General features: G+C 71.0%; 18 protein-coding genes. 10 read left to right on the top strand and 8 right to left on the bottom strand.

What is annotated here, in order from left to right; all coding sequences use genetic code 11:
- Positions 1–5: 5 nt before the first annotated feature.
- On the bottom strand, positions 6–371 hold the full coding sequence (locus JJ685_RS17580) for a DUF1924 domain-containing protein (protein WP_408015481.1): 366 nt from the start codon (positions 369–371) through the stop codon (positions 6–8).
- Positions 372–610: 239 nt separating this feature from the next.
- On the opposite strand from JJ685_RS17580, the gene JJ685_RS17585 reads away from it, so the two are divergent.
- Both JJ685_RS17585 and JJ685_RS17590 read left to right on the top strand, forming a co-directional pair.
- Positions 611–2,935: a YcaO-like family protein gene (locus JJ685_RS17585; protein ID WP_201675622.1), complete on the top strand. Its 2,325-nt coding sequence runs from the start codon at positions 611–613 to the stop codon at positions 2,933–2,935.
- A gap of 10 nt (positions 2,936–2,945) precedes the next feature.
- Entirely contained in the window at positions 2,946–3,146 is a 201-nt protein-coding gene (locus JJ685_RS17590; RefSeq protein WP_201675623.1) for a hypothetical protein, read from the top strand.
- Positions 3,147–3,199: 53 nt separating this feature from the next.
- Here JJ685_RS17590 and JJ685_RS17595 read toward each other — a convergent pair whose 3' ends face one another.
- Together JJ685_RS17595 and JJ685_RS17600 are read right to left on the bottom strand one after the other, a co-directional pair.
- Complete coding sequence (locus JJ685_RS17595) at positions 3,200–3,568, bottom strand: dihydroneopterin aldolase (protein ID WP_201675624.1); 369 nt, start codon at positions 3,566–3,568, stop codon at positions 3,200–3,202.
- Positions 3,565–4,329 (bottom strand): SDR family oxidoreductase, encoded by a 765-nt coding sequence (locus JJ685_RS17600; protein WP_201675625.1) that lies wholly within the window; start codon positions 4,327–4,329, stop codon positions 3,565–3,567. Before JJ685_RS17600 ends, JJ685_RS17595 begins: the two co-directional genes overlap by 4 nt.
- Between JJ685_RS17600 and JJ685_RS17605 the strand changes: the two genes are divergently transcribed.
- From JJ685_RS17605 to JJ685_RS17615, 3 genes are all read left to right on the top strand, one after another.
- Positions 4,329–5,441 carry a class I SAM-dependent methyltransferase gene (locus tag JJ685_RS17605; protein WP_408015476.1) on the top strand — a complete coding sequence of 371 codons (1,113 nt, stop codon included), beginning with the start codon at positions 4,329–4,331 and terminating at the stop codon, positions 5,439–5,441. The genes JJ685_RS17600 and JJ685_RS17605 overlap by 1 nt on opposite strands.
- 293 nt (positions 5,442–5,734) lie before the next feature.
- Positions 5,735–5,929, top strand: coding sequence for a DUF2905 domain-containing protein (locus JJ685_RS17610; protein WP_201675626.1), 195 nt, complete (start codon positions 5,735–5,737; stop codon positions 5,927–5,929).
- Positions 5,930–5,933: 4 nt separating this feature from the next.
- Entirely contained in the window at positions 5,934–6,860 is a 927-nt protein-coding gene (locus JJ685_RS17615; protein WP_201675627.1) for an ROK family protein, read from the top strand.
- Here the strand turns inward: JJ685_RS17615 and JJ685_RS17620 are convergent.
- From JJ685_RS17620 to JJ685_RS17630, 3 genes are all read right to left on the bottom strand, one after another.
- Positions 6,833–8,077: a multifunctional CCA addition/repair protein gene (locus tag JJ685_RS17620; RefSeq protein WP_201675628.1), complete on the bottom strand. Its 1,245-nt coding sequence runs from the start codon at positions 8,075–8,077 to the stop codon at positions 6,833–6,835. The genes JJ685_RS17615 and JJ685_RS17620 overlap by 28 nt on opposite strands.
- Before the next feature lie 25 nt (positions 8,078–8,102).
- Complete coding sequence (locus tag JJ685_RS17625; protein WP_201675629.1) at positions 8,103–8,786, bottom strand: glutathione S-transferase family protein; 684 nt, start codon at positions 8,784–8,786, stop codon at positions 8,103–8,105.
- Positions 8,787–8,869: 83 nt separating this feature from the next.
- A complete protein-coding gene (locus JJ685_RS17630) occupies positions 8,870–9,802 on the bottom strand; it encodes a LysR family transcriptional regulator (protein ID WP_201675630.1) in 933 nt (310 codons plus the stop codon).
- A 98-nt stretch (positions 9,803–9,900) separates the two neighbouring features.
- Here JJ685_RS17630 and JJ685_RS17635 point away from each other — a divergent pair, with 98 nt between their 5' ends.
- From JJ685_RS17635 to JJ685_RS17650, 4 genes are all read left to right on the top strand, one after another.
- Positions 9,901–10,581 carry an RraA family protein gene (locus JJ685_RS17635; RefSeq protein WP_201675631.1) on the top strand — a complete coding sequence of 227 codons (681 nt, stop codon included), beginning with the start codon at positions 9,901–9,903 and terminating at the stop codon, positions 10,579–10,581.
- Between the two features lie 43 nt (positions 10,582–10,624).
- Positions 10,625–11,599, top strand: a complete 975-nt coding sequence (locus JJ685_RS17640; RefSeq protein WP_236599091.1) for a Bug family tripartite tricarboxylate transporter substrate binding protein — start codon at positions 10,625–10,627, stop codon at positions 11,597–11,599.
- Positions 11,600–11,642: 43 nt separating this feature from the next.
- Entirely contained in the window at positions 11,643–12,653 is a 1,011-nt protein-coding gene (locus JJ685_RS17645; RefSeq protein ID WP_201675632.1) for an aldo/keto reductase, read from the top strand.
- Between the two features lie 66 nt (positions 12,654–12,719).
- The gene (locus JJ685_RS17650; RefSeq protein ID WP_236599092.1) at positions 12,720–14,120 is read left to right on the top strand and encodes an amidase; all 1,401 of its coding nucleotides are present in this window, start codon (positions 12,720–12,722) and stop codon (positions 14,118–14,120) included.
- Between the two features lie 3 nt (positions 14,121–14,123).
- Here JJ685_RS17650 and JJ685_RS17655 read toward each other — a convergent pair whose 3' ends face one another.
- The gene (locus tag JJ685_RS17655) at positions 14,124–14,276 is read right to left on the bottom strand and encodes a hypothetical protein (RefSeq protein WP_201675634.1); all 153 of its coding nucleotides are present in this window, start codon (positions 14,274–14,276) and stop codon (positions 14,124–14,126) included.
- 1 nt (position 14,277) lies between these two features.
- Complete coding sequence (locus JJ685_RS17660; RefSeq protein WP_201675635.1) at positions 14,278–16,284, bottom strand: lytic transglycosylase domain-containing protein; 2,007 nt, start codon at positions 16,282–16,284, stop codon at positions 14,278–14,280.
- Between the two features lie 10 nt (positions 16,285–16,294).
- Here JJ685_RS17660 and JJ685_RS17665 point away from each other — a divergent pair, with 10 nt between their 5' ends.
- Positions 16,295–16,897 (top strand): 5-formyltetrahydrofolate cyclo-ligase, encoded by a 603-nt coding sequence (locus JJ685_RS17665; protein WP_201675831.1) that lies wholly within the window; start codon positions 16,295–16,297, stop codon positions 16,895–16,897.
- Positions 16,898–17,022 lie beyond the last annotated feature (125 nt).

The raw sequence follows: 17,022 nt of genomic DNA on the forward strand, positions 1-17,022 counted from the left end.
CAACCTCACTTCTTCAGTGTGAGCAGCCAGGCGAGCACGTCGGCCTTCTCGCCGGCGGTGCACTCGCGGCCCACCACGTCGTTGCAGTTGCGGCGGAACCATTTCTCCGTCTTGGCGGCGTCGGTGAAGCGATCCGGGTTGAAGGCGGGCGCCAGCGCGCCGATCGCCTTGCCGGTCGCGGCATGCTTGCCGCCTTGCGTCGGCGGCGTGCCGTGGCAGGAGGCGCAGCTCCAGTCGCGGCCGTGGCGCGAAGTGAAGAACTGCTCGCCGCGCGCGGCGGCGGGCGGGGTGCCGGCCTGTGCCGCGTAACCCGCGGCCAGGTCGGCTGGACTGGCGGCCTGCGCGCATGTGGCGCCGCCCACCAGCAGCATGACGGAGAGGAAGGAGAGGAAGCGGTTCATCGTCGTTGGCAACTGCTTGGGTGGTGCGGATGATTCGCCGGGGCGCTTAGGGTTTTCTTAAGGGTCCGGATCCGGAGCGGCTTCACTGGCGTGCCTGTGTGAAACGTCGCAAGGCCTCGGCCTGCGGCTGCCACCTCCTCTCATTGCAGGAATGCCGGCGCGGTCGCGCCCCCTAGCATCGTCGCCATCACGACACCCGAGGGACAAACATGAGGAGTCGGGCGCAGGCGATCACGCCCGCAGACGCGCCGCAGGGCCCCGCACCCGCGGGTCGGGTCGCGTATCCCTTCGCCTTCGGGCACTGGAGCGTGCGCGAGGACACGCTCGTCTGTCGCCTGCCGCGCAAGACGCTGACCGTCACCGCACCCGGCGCGCTGCTGGGCGAGGTCCTGGACTTGTGCGACGGCCGCCGGCGCTGGGAACAGGTGATGGCGCGGCTAGGGCAGCACTGGGCGTCGCATTCGGTGCGGCAGTTCCTGTCCGGGCTGTCCGCGCAGGGCGCGATCGTCGAAGCGGGCGAGGCCCTCGCGCGCTGGTCCGAGATCGGACAGGTCCCCTCTGTCTACCCCCAGGCCGCCACCGCGCGGGAGTTGCCCCGCCTCGCCGGCAGGGCACGAGGCCGCCTGCTGCCCGGGGCCGGCGGCGAGACCGCGACCACGCCGGCCGCCAGCCGGCTCGGCGACTTGCTGCGCGCGCGGGAGAGCCATCGCACGTTCGCCGACGCGCCGCTCGCCGCGAGCGCACTGCGCGCGCTGGCCTGGGCCGCGCATGGCGTGACGCGTCCCGCGGCCGAGGCGGCGGTGGGCTGGCACCGCACCGTCGCTTCGGGCGGCAACCTGCACAGCGCGCGCTGGTTCGCCTACCTGCTGCGCGAGTTGCCGGGGGAAGCCGGGACGCAGGCCACCCCGGCGGGCGTGTACGAAGCGCGCTTCCATGTGGAAGGCGGGGCCGCCCTGGAGCCCGTGCACGCCGCCTGGCAGGATGCGTGGCGCATCCTGCTCGATCCGCGCGTGCTGCGGTTCGCGTCCGCGCTACTCCTGCCCGTCTACGACATCGGCGTGCCGGCCCGCAAGTACGGCAACCGGGCCACCGTCTTCGCGCACGTGGAAGCCGGCCAGTCGCTGCAGAACGCCCAGTTGATGGCCGCGGCGCTCGGCGCGGCGGCGATCGTCCGCGGCGACACGGCGACGGGGGCGGCCCTGGCTTCGCTCGCCGGCACGCTGCGCGCGGCGCCCGGGGCGGGGGCCGCGCCGCCTTGGCTGGTCATGCCTTCGCTGGTCGTCGGCGCGCGTCCCGGCGAGGCGGAAGTGGCCGCGCAGAAACGCGATCTCCTGTTCGAGGTCTCGCCGGCCCCGGCCTTCCCCGCACCCGCCCCGCCGGGGCGGCAGGCCGGTTTCGCCTTCCTGGCGACCGGCTCGGTGGCGGACTCACCGGTGCTCGGCGCCGGCCGGTCCTCCGATCCGAAGCTGGCGCTGCGCAAGGCCGAGGCCGAAGCGTGGGAGCGCCTGGGCTGGGCCACGCCGGGGCCTTGCGTGTCGGGGCGGCAGGCAGACCTCGACGGGGCGTTGGACCCGCGCGCCTTCGTCGCCTATTCGCAGCGGCAGCACGCCCGTCCGGCCTTCCCGCTGGCGCCGTTTTCGAACCGGCGCAGCTACCTGTGGCGCGCCGGCACCGAGGCCGCGAGCGGACGCACGGTGCACCTGCCGGCCGAGTGCCTGCACCGGCTGCAATCCCTGCCGGTTGCGGCGCGCCGGCATGCCGTGACCAACAGCAGCACCTCTGGCGTCGCCGCCTGGACCGATGCCGATGGCGCGCTATGCCGCGCCACGCTCGAACTGGTGGAGCGGGATGCCTACCTGCGCGCCTGGCTCGCGGGAACCAGCGCGCCGCTTTTGGCCGAGGGGAGCCTGCCTTCCGGCGCGCGCCTCCGGGTCGCGTCGCTGCGGGCGGCCGGCTACCGGGTCGCGCTGGCGCGGGTCGGCGGCGACTGGGTTCCGGTGATTTCGGTGTTCGTGCAGCGGGACGAACCCGCCTTCACCGCGATCACGGCCGCGGCGGACTTCGACCCGAAGGCTGCGCTGCACAAGGCATTGGACGAAGCCGAGGGCCGCGTCGCGCAGGCCTGCGCCGTGCCCGCTGCGCCGATCGCCAGCGCCCGCGAGGTGCAGTCCATCGACGCGCAGTGCCGCTTCTGGCAGACGCCACGCTTCTTCCGCCGCGCGGACTTCTATGCCGCCGGGCCGGCCACGCTGTCCTTTGGCGCCGCCGCCAAGGGCTGCTGCCCTGACTGGGCGGCGCTGCAGTCGCGCCTGCACGCGGAGGGCCGCAGCCTGCTGGCCTTCGAGCTCACCCCGCCCGGGGCCGCGCTGGACCAGGGCCGCACGCCGCTGCGGGTGGTCCGCGCCTTCGTCGCCGGCCTGATCCCGATCTGGTTCCAGCACGGGCTGCAGCCGGCCGGGCTCGCCGCGTTCCGCGCCGCCGTGCCCCGGCTCGGGCGCCGGTCCGACTCCTCCTTCGTCCACCCCTTCACCTGAAAGGAAGCCCATGAGCACCGTACGCGCCAGGACCGCCCCCGCCCGCCGCAGCTTCACCTGGGACATCCGGAGCACCGAGATGCGCTTCGTGCCTGCGAACCAGGGAGCGGGTGCCATCGACGGCACCGTCACGTGCAAGTGCAGTGATGTCGCCGTCCCGCAGCGGCCGCGCAGGAAGAGGGCCGCCAAGGGCACCGTCGCCCCGGCGTGAGGGGCCCACGCATCGCCGCCGGCTGATCGCCGTCGCCCGCCGGGCGGCAGCGATCACCAGTGGCCGGTCTCGACCCGGATCGCCACTTCGCAGTCGTCGAAGATCTCCAGCTTCACGATGCGCACGCGTACGCCCAGCACGCCGGGCAGCTGCATCAGGCGGTGCGCCAGCTTGCCGATCAGCGTCTCCAGCAGGTTCACGTGCACCGCGGTGCACTCCTCGATGATGATGCGGCGGACCTTGCGGTAGTCCAGCACGTGGGTGATGTCGTCGTCGGACGGCAGCAGGGGCTGCGTGCCGAGGTTCAGTTCGGCGTCCACCAGGATGGGCTGGGGCGCCGACTTCTCGTGCTCGAGGATGCCGAGGTTGGCGTCGAAGCGCAGTCCTTCGAGCGTCAGAATCTGGGTGCCGGCCTTGCTCATGGCATCAGCGAAAAATCGCGGTCGAATTTCATCAGGTGCTGGCCGCCGTCGACCAGCAGGGTGGCGCCGGTGATCGAGCCGTTGTCCAGCGCGAAGCGCACCGCGTGCGCCACGTCGTCCGGCGTGGAGGAGCGGCCGATCGGGGAGAGCTTGTGCAGCTCCTCGAACCTCGCCTGCGACAGCATGTGGCTGGTGAGCGTGAGGCCGGGCGCCACGCCCACCACGCGCAGCTTCGGCGCGAGCGCCTGCGCGAGCATCGTCGTGGCGGCCTGCAGTGCCGCCTTGGACAGGGTATAGCTGAAGAAGTCGGGATTGAGGTTCCACAGCTTCTGGTCCAGCAGGTTCACCACCACCCCCGTGCCGCCGCGGACGCCCACGTGCGCCGACAGGCACTGCGCCAGCAGGATGGGTGCCACCGTGTTGATCGCCAGGTGATTCAGCATGCTGGCGTGGCCGAAGGTCTCGGCGTTGTCGTGCTGGAACTGCGACGCGTTGTTGACGACCGCATCCACCCGGCCGAAGCGCTCCAGGACCTGGTCGAACAGTTCGCGCGGGTGGGTCTCGTCGGAGAGCTCCGCCTGGAAGGCTTCGGCGGGCGCATGGCGCCGGCACTCTTCCACCGTCTGCTGCGCGGCGTGTTCCGAGTCGCGGTAGTGGATCGCCACCTGCCAGCCGGCGGCGGCGAGGTCCAGGGCGATCGCGCGGCCGAGGCGGCGGCCGGCGCCGGTGACGAGCACGGTGCGGGCGGCGCCGGCGCTCATTGCGGGACAATGGGGCGGTGAACCAACATGGATCGAGTGTAACGACCGCGCTGCGCAAGCTGGTGGCGGAGCAGGTGGCCCGCGCCGGTGGCTGGCTGCCCTTCGACCGCTACATGGCGCTGGCGCTCTACGCGCCTGGACTGGGCTACTACGCCAACACCTCGCGCAAGTTCGGCTCCCTGCCGGGGTCCGGCAGCGACTTCGTGACCGCGCCCGAGATGAGCCCCTTCTTCGGGCGCGCGCTGGCCGCGCAGCTGGCCGAGGCGATGGAGCGGACGGGGACCCAGGAGATCTGGGAGTTCGGCGCGGGTTCGGGCGCGCTGGCGCGCGAGCTGCTGCAGGCCCTGGGCGAACGCGTGCGCCGCTACACCATCGTGGAACTCTCCGCCAGCCTGCGCGAGCGGCAGCAGGAGGCGCTGCAGCCCTGGGCCGGCCGCGTGCAGTGGGCGAGCGAACTGCCCGCCACCATCGAGGGCGTGGTGGTCGGCAACGAGGTCCTCGACGCGATGCCGGTGAAGCTGCTCTCGCGCAAGGGGGGCGTGTGGCACGAGCGCGGCGTGGTCCTCGCGGAGGACCGCCTCGCCTGGGACGATCGCGCGACGGAGCTGCGTCCGCCGGTGGAGCCCGCAGGCCCGCAGGATTACCTGACCGAGATCCACCCGCAGGCCCAGGCTTTCATCCGCACGCTGGCGGAGCGGCTGGTCGCGGGCGCGGCCTTCTTCATCGACTACGGCTTTCCCGAGGCCGAGTACTACCACCCGCAGCGCCACATGGGGACGCTGATGTGCCACCGCGGGCACATGGCCGACCCGGATCCGCTGGAGACCCCGGGCGAGAAGGACATCACCGCCCACGTCGACTTCACCGGCATCGCGCTGGCCGCGCAGGAGGCCGGCCTGCCCACGCTGGGTTATGCGACGCAGGGCCGCTTCCTCCTGAACGCCGGCATCGCCGACCTGCTGCAGGACGCGACGCAGGCCGAACGCATCGCCGCCCAGCGCCTGGTGGCCGAGCACGAGATGGGCGAGCTGTTCAAGGTGATCGCGCTGCACCGCGGGCCGTTCTGGGATGCACTGGGCTTCCGCCAGGGCGACCGCACCCACACGCTCTGAGATTGCGGGCAAACTAGGAGGCTGGGCGACAGAGAAACGGGCCTGCGCCGGGGCCTGGGAGCCCGGCAGGCTAGGCGCACGCGATCGCCGTGTACTTTGCGTACACTAGGAGCGTGCAACAACGCATGCCGGGCTCCCAGGCCCCGGCCCGAAGGGTTGGGCCTGCAAGGGGCCAGCTGCGTCGTTGCAGGAACGGGTCAAGCCGGCCAGGCTTGACCCGTTCCCGCGCCTAGCATCCAGCCCCTTGCAGGCCCAACGCAGGCCCGTTTCTCTGTCGCCCAGCCTCCACAAACATGATTCGCTGGATCCTCGTCGTCTTCCTCGCGCTGCTGCTGATCAGCTGGTTCTCGCCGGGGCTGCTGAAACTGGGCTTCGGCAAGCTGCCGGGCGACTTGCGCTTCAAGCTGTTCGGCCGCGAGGTGTTCATCCCGCTCACCTCCACCATCCTGCTCAGCATGGTGGCGGCGGTGATCGCCAAGTACCTCTGAAGCCATGAAAGCCTGCGTCGACATCGGCGGCACCAAGATCGCGGTCAGCCTCAACGACGGCGCCGGCCTCGACCTGGTCGGCAAGCGCGCCGAGCCGACGGCGAAGACCGGCCGCAACGATGTCGTCGCGCAGCAGGTGATGCGCATGGTGGACCAGGCCTGCGCCGACGTGGGCGTGAATGCCTCGCACGTGCAGCGGGTCGGCGTGTCCTCGGCCGGGCCCTTCGTGCTGAACGCCGGCCTGGTCGAACTCGCGAGCCCCAACATCTGCGGCGGCATTGCAGGCCCGGCGCGAGGGCTGCCCAACGACTGGCTGACGGCCACGCTGGAGGCGCCGCTGCGCCACCGCTTCACCGAGGGCGTGCGCGTGGAGAACGACGCCGTGGCCGCGCTGGAAGCGGAGCGCCGCTGGGGCGCCCTGCAGGGCTACGAGAACTGCGCCTACGTCACCTGGAGCACCGGCGTGGGCATGGGCCTGTGCGTGGACGGGCGCGTGCTGCGCGGCAAGAACGGCAACGCCGGCCACGGCGGCCACATGTTCGTCAGCGACAACGACGATGCGCTGTGCGGCTGCGGCAACATCGGCGACCTCGAGGCACTGGTGGCCGGCAACGCAGTGGCGCGCCGCTTCGGCGCCGATGCGGCCACGCTGATGCAGCGGGTCCACGCCGGCGATCCGGCGGCGGTCGCGACGGTGGACGAAACCTGCCGGATCATGGGCCGCGCCCTCTACAACATCACGGTGATCCTGGACCTGCAGCGCATCAGCCTGGGCGGCAGCGTGTTCCTGAACCACCAGGCGTACCTCCTGCCGCGCCTGCAGGCGCAACTGGCGGGCAAGCTGCCCGCGCTCACCAACGGCTGCGAACTGGTGCCTGCCGGCCTCGCCGGGCGCGTCGGCGACTACGCGGCGCTCGCGCTGCTGGTCTGAAGCGAGGCGGCGACGGCCTGCGCGCGCGCCTGCTGGATGCGCTCGCCGATCTGCTCGCCCTGCAAGCCCTTGTCGCGCGCCTGCGCCGCCAGGGCGGCCGTGTCCACCGCGCGCGCCGCCTCCAGCGCGGCCAGCAGCCGGTCCCGCTGCGGATAGGGCTGCTCCTCCATCCCCAGCCGCCCGCGCGCATCGCACTCGCAGGCGAGCAGCACCTGCCCGAAACGCTGCGGCTTGCGGAAGGCATCGCAGCGTTCCAGCAGGCGGACCAGCGCCGCGGGCCCGCACCCGGCGCTGCGGTGGATGTTGCCGTGCTCGCGCGCGACCACGTCGGCGAGCTCACGGGACTCGTTGGGCACGCGCAAGCGCTTGCACAGCGCCTTCAGCAGGTCCGCGCTGCGCTGCTCGTGGCCGATGTGCCTGGGCAGGATCTCCTCCGGGGTCGTGCCCTTGCCCAGGTCGTGCGTGAGGCAGGCGAAACGCACCGGCAGCGGCGCCTGCAGCCGCGCGGCCATGTCCAGCACCATCATGTTGTGCACGCCGGTGTCGACCTCGGGGTGGTAGTCGGCGCGCTGCGGCACGCCCCAGAGGCGGTCGACCTCCGGCAGGATGCGCGCGAGCGCCCCGCAGGCGCGCAGGATCTCGAACATGCGCGAGGGCCGGCCTTCCTGCAGGCCGCGGGCCAGCTCCTGCCAGACGCGCTCCGGCACCAGGTGGTCGGCCTCGCCCTCGGCGACCATCGCGCGCATCAGCTCCAGCGTCTCGGGCGCGAGGCTGAAATCGTGGAAGCGCGCGGCGAAGCGCGCCACGCGCAGGATCCGCACCGGGTCCTCGCGGAAGGCGTCGGTCACGTGGCGCAGCACGCGCGCCTTGAGGTCGCGCTGCCCGCCGAAGGGGTCGATCAGCGAGCCGTCGGGGGCCTGGGCGATGGCGTTGATGGTGAGGTCGCGGCGCGCCAGGTCCTGTTCCAGGGTCACGTCGGGCGAGGCGTGGAACGCGAAGCCGTGGTAGCCGCGGCCGGTCTTGCGTTCGGTGCGCGCCAGCGCGTGCTCCTCCCGGGTCCGGGGATGCAGGAACACCGGGAAGTCCTTGCCCACGGGCAGGTAGCCGGCCTGGATCATGTCCTCGGGCGTGGCGCCGACGACCACCCAGTCGGTATCGTTCACCGCAAGCCCGAGCAGGGCGTCGCGCACCGCGCCGCCCACGCGGAAGGTTCGCATGGGGGCAGTTTAGCGGGAGAGGGAGCTAGCGGTGCTTGCGGTACGGCTCGTCGAAGGGCACGAAGTCGTGTTCCGACAGCGCGTCCTCGATCCAGGCCTTGACCGCGGGCAGGGCGCACACGCGCTCCACGTACGCCTGGACCTGCGCCGGCACCGGCAGCGCGTAGGTGCGCAAACGCATGCACACCGGCGCGTAGAAGGCATCGGCGACGCTGAACTCGCCGAACAGCAGGGGCCCGCCGGATTGCGCCAGCAGCCCGGTCCACATCTGCACGATGCGTTCGACGTCGGTTCTCACCTCCGCCTGCTCCTTCCAGACCCGCTGGCCGACCTCGGCCAGCGAGGCCTCGATGTTCATGCCGCAGTGGCTGCGCAGGGCGGTGAAGCCCGAATGCATCTCGGCGCACACGCTGCGCGCCCGGGCCCGCGCCTGCGGGTCGCGCGGCCACAGCGCGCGGTCGGGGAATTTCTCCGCCAGGTACTCCGCGATGGCGAGCGAATCCCAGACCACGAAGCCGTCGTCGTCGAGTACCGGCACGCGGCCCGCGGGGTTGATCTTGAGCACCGCCTGCTTGAACGGCGAGGCGGCTTCCATGTCGTCGAAGCGCAGCTTGCGTTCCTCGAACGGCAGCCCGGCCTGCTTCATCAGCACCCACGGGCGCATCGACCAGGACGAATAGTTCTTGTTGCCGATGTAGAGCGTCAGCATCGAGGCCTCCTTGCAGGGATGGGCGCAATGCTAGCCGCACCGCGGCCGGCATTGATGCAAGAAGCAGGGGCCATTGATGCCGCTCACACGGGGCGCGGCACCGGCACCGGCTCCGGCACCCGGACGAAGAAGCGCTCGGCCTGCAGCACCTCCTTGGCGATGTCCACGACGATGGGCGTGCCGCCGGCCTCGTTCTGCACGTAGGAGGCGTAGTAGGCGACCTGCGGGATCGCCGGGCGCGCCGGCAGCAGTCGCAGCTCGCCCGTGGCCACGGGCTCGCGCACCACCGGCATCGGCAGCACGGCGATCGCGTGGCCGGCGCGCACCAGCCGCAACATCAGCTGCAGCGAGTTCGAGGAGTTCATGCCTTCCAACTCGAAGCCGCCGCTGCGCAGCCATTTCTGCACCAGCGCATTGAGCGTCGAGGGCGGCGCGTTGGTGACGATCGGCAGCTGGGTCGCCAGCTCGGGGGTGAAGTCCCCTGCCGGGATGTCGAGCTCGCGCGAAGCGACCCACTGGAAGTCGACCCAGCCGAGGAGCTCGTCGATGACGTGCGAGGCGGCGCCCGCGTTGGTGTGCAAGGCCATGTCGATCTCGCGCTTGCGCAGCTTTTCCTTCAGCACCGCGCCGATGTCGATGCTCAGCTCCACCACCAGCTTCGGGTGGCGGCGCTTCAGCCGGCTCAGGATTTCCGACAGCGCCACCATGGCCGTCGATTCGTCCGAGCCGAGGCGCAGCACGCCCTCCAGCGCCGGCCCGGCGCGGCCCAGCCGTTCGAATTCCTGCGACGCGTTCAGCAGGCGTTCGGCATGCGGCACCGCGTTGCGGCCCTCGGCGGTCAGCTGCACCCGCTGGTTGCGGCGGGTGAACAGCGCCACGTTCAGGACGCTCTCCAGCTCCTTGATCCGCGAAGACACCGCCGGCTGGCTGAAGTTCAGGTGCCCGGCCGCTGCGTGGATGCTGCCCAGCTTGGCGGTCCAGTAGAAGGCTTCGATCTGTCTCAGGGTAATCCGCAAGATCCGGAAATCTTATCAAGTCGCTTCCAAATATCTCGTTTTTCTTGGGAGACATCGCTGGCTACATTGGCCTCCAGTCCTCTTTGGGTTGCCGCTCCATGTACGTCCTGAATCCCCTTCCGAAGCAAGTCGACCGCGAACTCCTGGACCTGCTGGTCCAGGCCGAACCGGCCGTGATCGGCCACTTCCGCTACACCGGCTTCATGACCCCGGCGATCCGGGCGCACTTCCAGGATCGGCGCGTCGCCGGCACCGCGGTGACCGTGCGCGCGCCGGGCATGGACGGCGCCATGGTCCATTACGCGGTGGGCCAGGCCCGGCCGGGCGACATCCTGGTGATCGACCGCTGCGGCGACGAAGCCATCGCCACCATCGGCGGCGCCGTCGCCTATGCGGCGCGGGCCGCCGGGGTCGCCGGCATCGTCGTCGACGGCCTGGTCACCGACCTCGGCGAGCTGCGCGCCTATGGCGTGCCCGTGTGGTCGCGCGGCACCTCCGCCGTCACGGTGAAGACGCTGGGCCTGGGCGGCGAGTTCTGCGTGCCCGTGACCTGCGGCGGCGTGGCCGTGACCCCCGGCGACGCAATCCTGGCCGACGAGAACGGCATCCTGGTGCTGCCCGCGGAAGACATCCGCGCCAGCGCCACCCGTGCCCTGCAGATGATGAAGGACGAGAAGCGCACGCTGGCCCGCATCGACGCCGGCGAGAAGTATCCCGACATCATGGGTTCCACCCAGGTGATCCTCGACACCATCGAAAAGCACCGCCAGAAGCCCTGAGAGCTTCGCTCCTCTTTCCCCGAAACGCACTGGAGAGCCTCCCATGAACTTCGACCGCATGCGCCGCAGCCTTCTTGCCCTGGCCCTCCTGGCCGCCGGCAGCGTCTCCGCCCAGACCTGGCCCACCGGGCCCATCAAGCTGATCGTCCCCTTCCCCGCGGGCGGCAGCGTGGACATGGTGGCGCGCGCGGTGGGCAAGCGCCTGAGCGAAACCCTGGGCCAGCCGGTGGTGGTGGACAACCGTGCGGGCGCCTCGGGCAACATCGGCGCCGAAGCCGCCGCCCGTTCGCCGGCCGACGGCAACACCTTCTTCATCACCAGCTCCGGCGTGCTGGCGGCCAACCAGTTCCTCTACAAGCGCACCGGCTTCGACACGCAGAAGGACTTCGCGCCGGTGATCCGGCTGGTGATCCAGCCGCACATCCTGCTGGTGCATCCCTCGGTGCCGGCCAAGACGGTGCCGGAACTGATCGCCCTGGCCAAGGCCCAGCCGGGCAAGGTCACCGTGGGCAACGCGGGCGTGGGCACCGGCCAGGACATCGCGGCGCGCCAGTTCTCGACGATGACCGGCGTCAACGTGCTGCACGTGCCGTACAAGGGCGGCGCGCCGGCCCTCAACGACCTGCTGGGCGGCCAGATCCAGGCCATGTTCGAGACCTCGCCGACCGCGCTGCCCTACGCCCGCGACAGCAAGCAGCAACTGCGCGCGGTGGCGATCACCAGCACCCGGCGCTCGCCCCTGCTGCCCAACGTGCCCACCGTGGCCGAAGCCGGCATCCCCGGCTTCGATTCGGTCACCTGGATCGGCATGGTCGCCCCGGCGGGCACGCCGAAGGCGATCGTCGACCGCGTCAACGCCGAACTGAACAAGGCCCTGCAGGGCGACATGGGCAAGCAGTTCGCCGACATCGCGCTGGACCCGGCCGGCGGCACGCCGCAGGACATGGCCGAAGCGATCCGCAAGGACTCCGCCGAATACGGACGCATCCTCAAGGCCGCCGGCGTCGAGCCGCAGTAAACGACTTCCGCCAGGCGCCGCGCGCGGCCCGGGCCTTTCCTCCATGCAATACGTTCGACTCGGCGCCTCCGGGCTGGAGGTGTCGCGCCTCTGCCTGGGCACGCTCACTTTCGGCTCGCCCCGGTGGCGCCCCTGGATCCTCGACGAAGCGGGCGCGCGGCCGGTGTTCCGGCGCGCGGTGGAGCTCGGGATCAATTTCTTCGACACCGCCGACACCTACTCCGGCGGCGAATCCGAGGTCGTCACCGGACGCCTGCTGGCCGAGATGTTCCCCGGCGCGCGGCGCGAGGAGGCGGTCGTCGCGACCAAGGTGTTCAACCCGGTCGACCTGGCCTTCGAGGGGGTGGACCATGCGTCCTTCCGCCGCCGGCCCAACGCCGACGGACTGGGCCGCAAGCGCATCTTCCATGCGGTCGACGCCTCGCTGAAGCGCCTGGGCGTCGACTACATCGACCTGTACCAGGTCCACCGCTTCGACCCGCACACCCCGCTGGAGGAAACGCTGGAGGCGCTGCACGACGTGGTGAAGGCGGGCAAGGTGCGCTACCTGGGCGCGAGCAGCATGTGGGCCTGGCAGTTCGCCAGGCTGCAGCAGCTCGCGAAGGAGCGCGGCTGGACCCGCTTCGCCAGCATGCAGAACCACTACAACCTCGTGTACCGGGAGGAAGAGCGGGAGATGATCCCCCTGTGCCAGGACTCCGGCGTGGCGCTGCTGCCGTGGAGCCCGCTGGCGCGCGGTTTCCTCGCGAGCACGGACGGTGCGGCTTCCGCCCGCGCCGAGGCCGACGAGACCACCCGCAAGTTCTACGGCCGTCCCTCCGACCTGCAGGTGCGGGACCGGCTGCGCACGCTGGCCGAACGCAAGGGCGTGAGCCCCGCCACGCTGGCGTATGCCTGGCTGCTGCACAAGGGCGTGACCTCGCCCATCGCTGGCGCGAGCAAGGCGTTGCAGGTGGAGCAGGCGGTGGCCGCCCTGGACGTCCGGCTCACCGTCGAAGAGGCGCGCGAGCTCGAGGCGCCTTACGAGGCCCGCGCCGTCCTGGGCCACAGCTGAATTCCTCAGTCGGGAAAACGAAGCATGAGAGGATGCCGGTCGGCCGACTCCATCCAAGGGAACGCGATGACGCAACAAGACCTGACCTTCGCTCCGGTGCACCAGCTGGCCCGCGGCCTGCAGCAGCGCAGGCTGTCGCCGGTGGACCTCGTCGAGGCCTTCCTCGAACGCATCGAGGCGCAGGAACCGAAACTGCACGCCTACACCGAGGTCTTCGCGCAGGACGCGCGGCTGGCGGCCGAGGCCGCCGATGCGGCGATCCGGGCCGGCCACGCGGTGGGACCGCTGCACGGAATCCCCGTCGCCCTGAAGGACCTGGTCGAGCTGGAAGGCAGGGTCGTCACCGGCGGCTGCGAGGCCTGGCTCGCGCGCAAGGCGACGCGCACCGCCACGCTGGCGCGCAAGCTGCTGGCGCAGGGCATGATCGTGCTGGGCAAGACCCACACGGTGGAATTCGCGATGGGCGGCTGGGGCACCAACAGTCGCCGCGGAACGCCCTGGAACCCCTGGGACGCGGAGCGTGCCCGCACGCCGGGCGGCTCCAGCAGCGGCTCGGGCGTCGCGGTGGCGGCGGGGCTGGCGCCCTGGGCCGTCGGCACAGACACGGGCGGCTCCGTGCGCCTGCCAGCCTCCTGGTGCGGCATCACCGGCCTGAAGACCACCATCGGCCGCGTGAGCACCTACGGCGTGCTGCCGCTGAGCCCCACGCTCGACACCCCCGGGCCCATGGCGCGCTCGGTCGAAGACGCGGCGCTGCTGTACGCCGCCATGCAGGGCCCGGACCCGCTGGATCCGCTGACGCGCGGCCTGCCCTACACCGACCCGCTGCCCACGCTGAAGCGCGGCGTGCGCGGCCTGCGGCTGGCGCGCATGCCGGAGGTGGAGCGCCAATACGCGTCGGCGGAGGTGCTGGCCGCCTACGACGGCTCGCTCGCCGAACTGGAGCAACTGGGCGCCGAGATCGTGACGGTGCCACTGCCTTTCCTGTTCGCCGACGTCGCCGCGCACAACCTGCGCATCATGGCCGCCGAGAGCTACACGCTGTACCACGAGCTGGTCGACGACGAGGCCGCGCCGCTCGACCCGCACGTGCGGCCCCGCATTGCCGCCGGCCGCAACGTGAGCGCCCGCGAGTACATCGAGGCGCTGCGCATGCGCGACACGATGAAGCAGCAGTTCGCCGCGGCCATGGAGGGCGTCGACGCGCTGCTCACGCCGACCACCATGACCACCGCGCTGCCGCTGGAGGAGGTGGACCAGGCCAAGGCGCCGGCGCACTACACGCGCTTCGGCAACTACCTGGACCTCACGGCACTGGCGCTGCCGAACGGCGGCGACGGGCGCGGGCTGCCGACCTCGCTGCAGATCGTGTGCCGCGCCAACGAGGAGGCGCTCGCGCTGCGGATCGGGTGGGCGCTGCAGCAGGCGACCGACTGGCACCTGCGCCGGCCGCCGCTGGCCGGCTGAGGGCTACCCGCCGTCCTTCCCCTGCTGCGGCCGGTGCAGCCCGAGCAGGCTGCCGAGCAGCAGGCGCGCGACCAGGCGCGTCACCTGGGCCACGTCGTCGAGATCGGAGAATTCCTCGCCGAGCGTCTGCAGGATCGTCGCCCCCGCCCCGGTCATTTCAGGGCAGGTCGCGGTTCGGCTCGGGCTGGGAGGCCTCGCGCGGGCCGATGGTGCCCAGCCGCGCCTTCAGCGATTGCGGCTGGCCCGTGAGCAGGGCCGCATAGAAGGTCGCATTGGAAACCACCTTCTTCACGTAGTCGCGGGTTTCCTGGAAGGGCACCGTCTCGGCCCAGGCCGCGCCTTCCACCGGCGTGCCGTTGCGCCAGTTGCGCGGGCGGCTCGGGCCGGCGTTGTACGCCGCGGCCGCCAGCGGCATGGAGCCGCCGAAGTCGTCCAGCACCAGCTTCAGGTAGCCCGTGCCGATCGCGATGTTGGTGTCGCGGTCGTGCAGCTGGTCGGTGTTGAAGTCGCGCATGCCGAGCTTCTTGGCCGTCCAGCGGGCGGTGGCCGGCATCACCTGCATCAGGCCCGAGGCGCCGACGCCGGAGCGCGCGTTCATGACGAAGCGGCTCTCCTGGCGCATCAGCCCGTATACGTACGCGGGATCGAGGCCGATCTCGCCGCTGCGCTTCACCACCGCGTCGCGGAAGGGCATGGGGTAGCGCTGCTCGGAGTCGAACTCGCCCTTGGTGCGCTCGCTGGTGTTGATGCAGCGGTCCCATACCTCGCGTTCGCAGGCGTACTGCGCGGCGGCCAGCAGTTCGCGGTCGCCCAGGCCGCCGGCCTTGTGCATGTTGGTCGTGTAGTTCCATTCGCGCGTGCCTTCGGAGCGCAGGCCGATGGCGATCGCGTACAGCGCCCGGTTGAGGCCGGGGTCCTGGCGGGCCGCCTTGGTTTCCTCCTCGGTCAGGGGCGCCGGCCGCGCCGGGATGGTGACCTTCTGGCCCAGTTCCTCCAACGCGAGCTGCTCGTAGAAGCCCTTGGGCGAGGCGATGCCCTGCAGCAGCTTCTGCGCCTCCGCACGCTGGTGTTCCCCGCGCCCCGTGGCGAGCAGGCCGCGGGCACGCCAGTACGTCCAGGTGACCTCCGCCTGGGCCTGCTCGGACATGGCGTCGATCGCCTCCAATGCGCTCTTCCAGTTGATGCCCTTGGGCGCGCGGAGGGCCGCGCGGACCTTCCACTGCAGCAGTTCGTCGGAGAGGTTCCTGTCCCGCCCCACGCGCAGGAAGTACGCATCGGCATTGGGATCCAGGCGCAGGGCCGCCTGGTGGCCGATCACGCCCCAGAGCCAGTCGCGCTCCTCCGGGCTCATCTGCGGGGCCCACTTGTTCTCGAGCATGCCGGCGGCGTGGTCGACGTCGCTGGTGGCGAGCTTGATCAGCGCCAGGCCGACCAGCTCGCGCCGGGCGCGGGAGACGGCGGTCACCTTGCTCAGGAGGAACTTGGACGGGGCGGCGTTCAGCTCGGCCATCAGCTTGAGGGCCTCGGGAGTGGAGGCGATCTCCACCGCCGACGTGGCCGCGCGGGTGCGGCCCGTTTCCATCGCCTGGCGCGCCTTGCGCCAGGCGTCGGCCTTGGTGATCTTGTGGCCGCCGTGGCCCGTCTCGACCAGGTGGGCGGCGGCGGTGGTGCAGCCGTCGTCCGCCTCGCGCTGGCCCAGCCAGAGCTTGCGCACCTCCTCGGCCACGGCCGGGGAGGTGTTGGCGCCGTCGCGCAGGGCCTCGGTGAGGAGGGCGTAGCATCGGACCTCGCGGTCGTCGCGCATGCGGTACTTGGGGAATTCCTGGGCGAACAGGTCCCACTGGCGGCGCTGGCCCAGCAGCTGGAGCCAGTCGTTGCGCAGCCGGTCTTCCTGGTAGGTGCCGGCGATCCGGGCGAGCGCCTGCTGGATTTCGGCCGGGGAGGCGGTTTCGAGGCGGTTGCGCAGCTCCCAGTACACGGCCCAGGGCTCCAGGGCGTGGCCCTGGGCCTGGGGCAGCAGCTGGGCCAGCTTGGCCTTGTTTCCCTGGCGGAAGGCCTGCTGCATGTCCAGCAGGACCTCGTCACGCACCTGGTTGGGCGACTGCGCCTGGGCGCCGCCGACGAGGACGATGGCGAGTGATGCCAGAATCGTTCTCAAGTTCATCGGGAAAATTATGGACAGGTCAGAGGAAAAAAGGGCGCTGCGCGGACAACTGATCGAGCAACGCCTCAACATGCCGGATCGCCTACACCGCGCGGAACTTCTTCAGCGGGTGATGCGCATCTGGCTGGTTGGCCGGCCGGACACCGTCATCGGCGCCTACTGGCCGATCAAGGGCGAGTTCGACCCCCTGCCGGCCCTGCACCGGTGGAAGGAGGACGGCGAGCTGCTGGAGGAACCGCAGATGCGCCGGATCGGGCTTCCCGTGATGGACAAAGAGCATCGGACCCTGAAGTTCCACGCCTGGTTCCCGGGCTGCCCGATGGAAGAAGACGCGTTCGGCATTCCGAAACCCAAGGACACGGAAGTCATCACGCCGACATTGCTATTCGTCCCCTGCGTGGGCTACGGGGTGGGCGGCTACCGGCTGGGCTACGGGGGCGGCTTCTACGACCGGACGCTCGCCCAGCTGCAACCCCGCCCCTTCACCGTGGGCCTGGGCTTCGCCGCCGGCTTCCTGCCCGACCTGGAGCCGGAGCCGCACGACGTGGCGCTGGATGCCATCCTCAACGAGCTGGGGGTGGTGTGGCCGATTTCGCTGGGCGACGACGATTGAGGGGCGGTGCTGCAGCAAGCAGATTCAACGCAAAAGCCGCGAAAGGAACGCGAAAGCCGCAAAGGAATTCCTTGAATCCTTTGGCGGCTTTGGCTGTTTCCCCTTTGCGGCTTTTGCGTTAAATC

Source organism: Ramlibacter monticola (assembly GCF_016722785.1).
In the GTDB taxonomy this organism is placed as follows: Bacteria; Pseudomonadota; Gammaproteobacteria; order Burkholderiales; family Burkholderiaceae_C; genus Ramlibacter; species Ramlibacter monticola.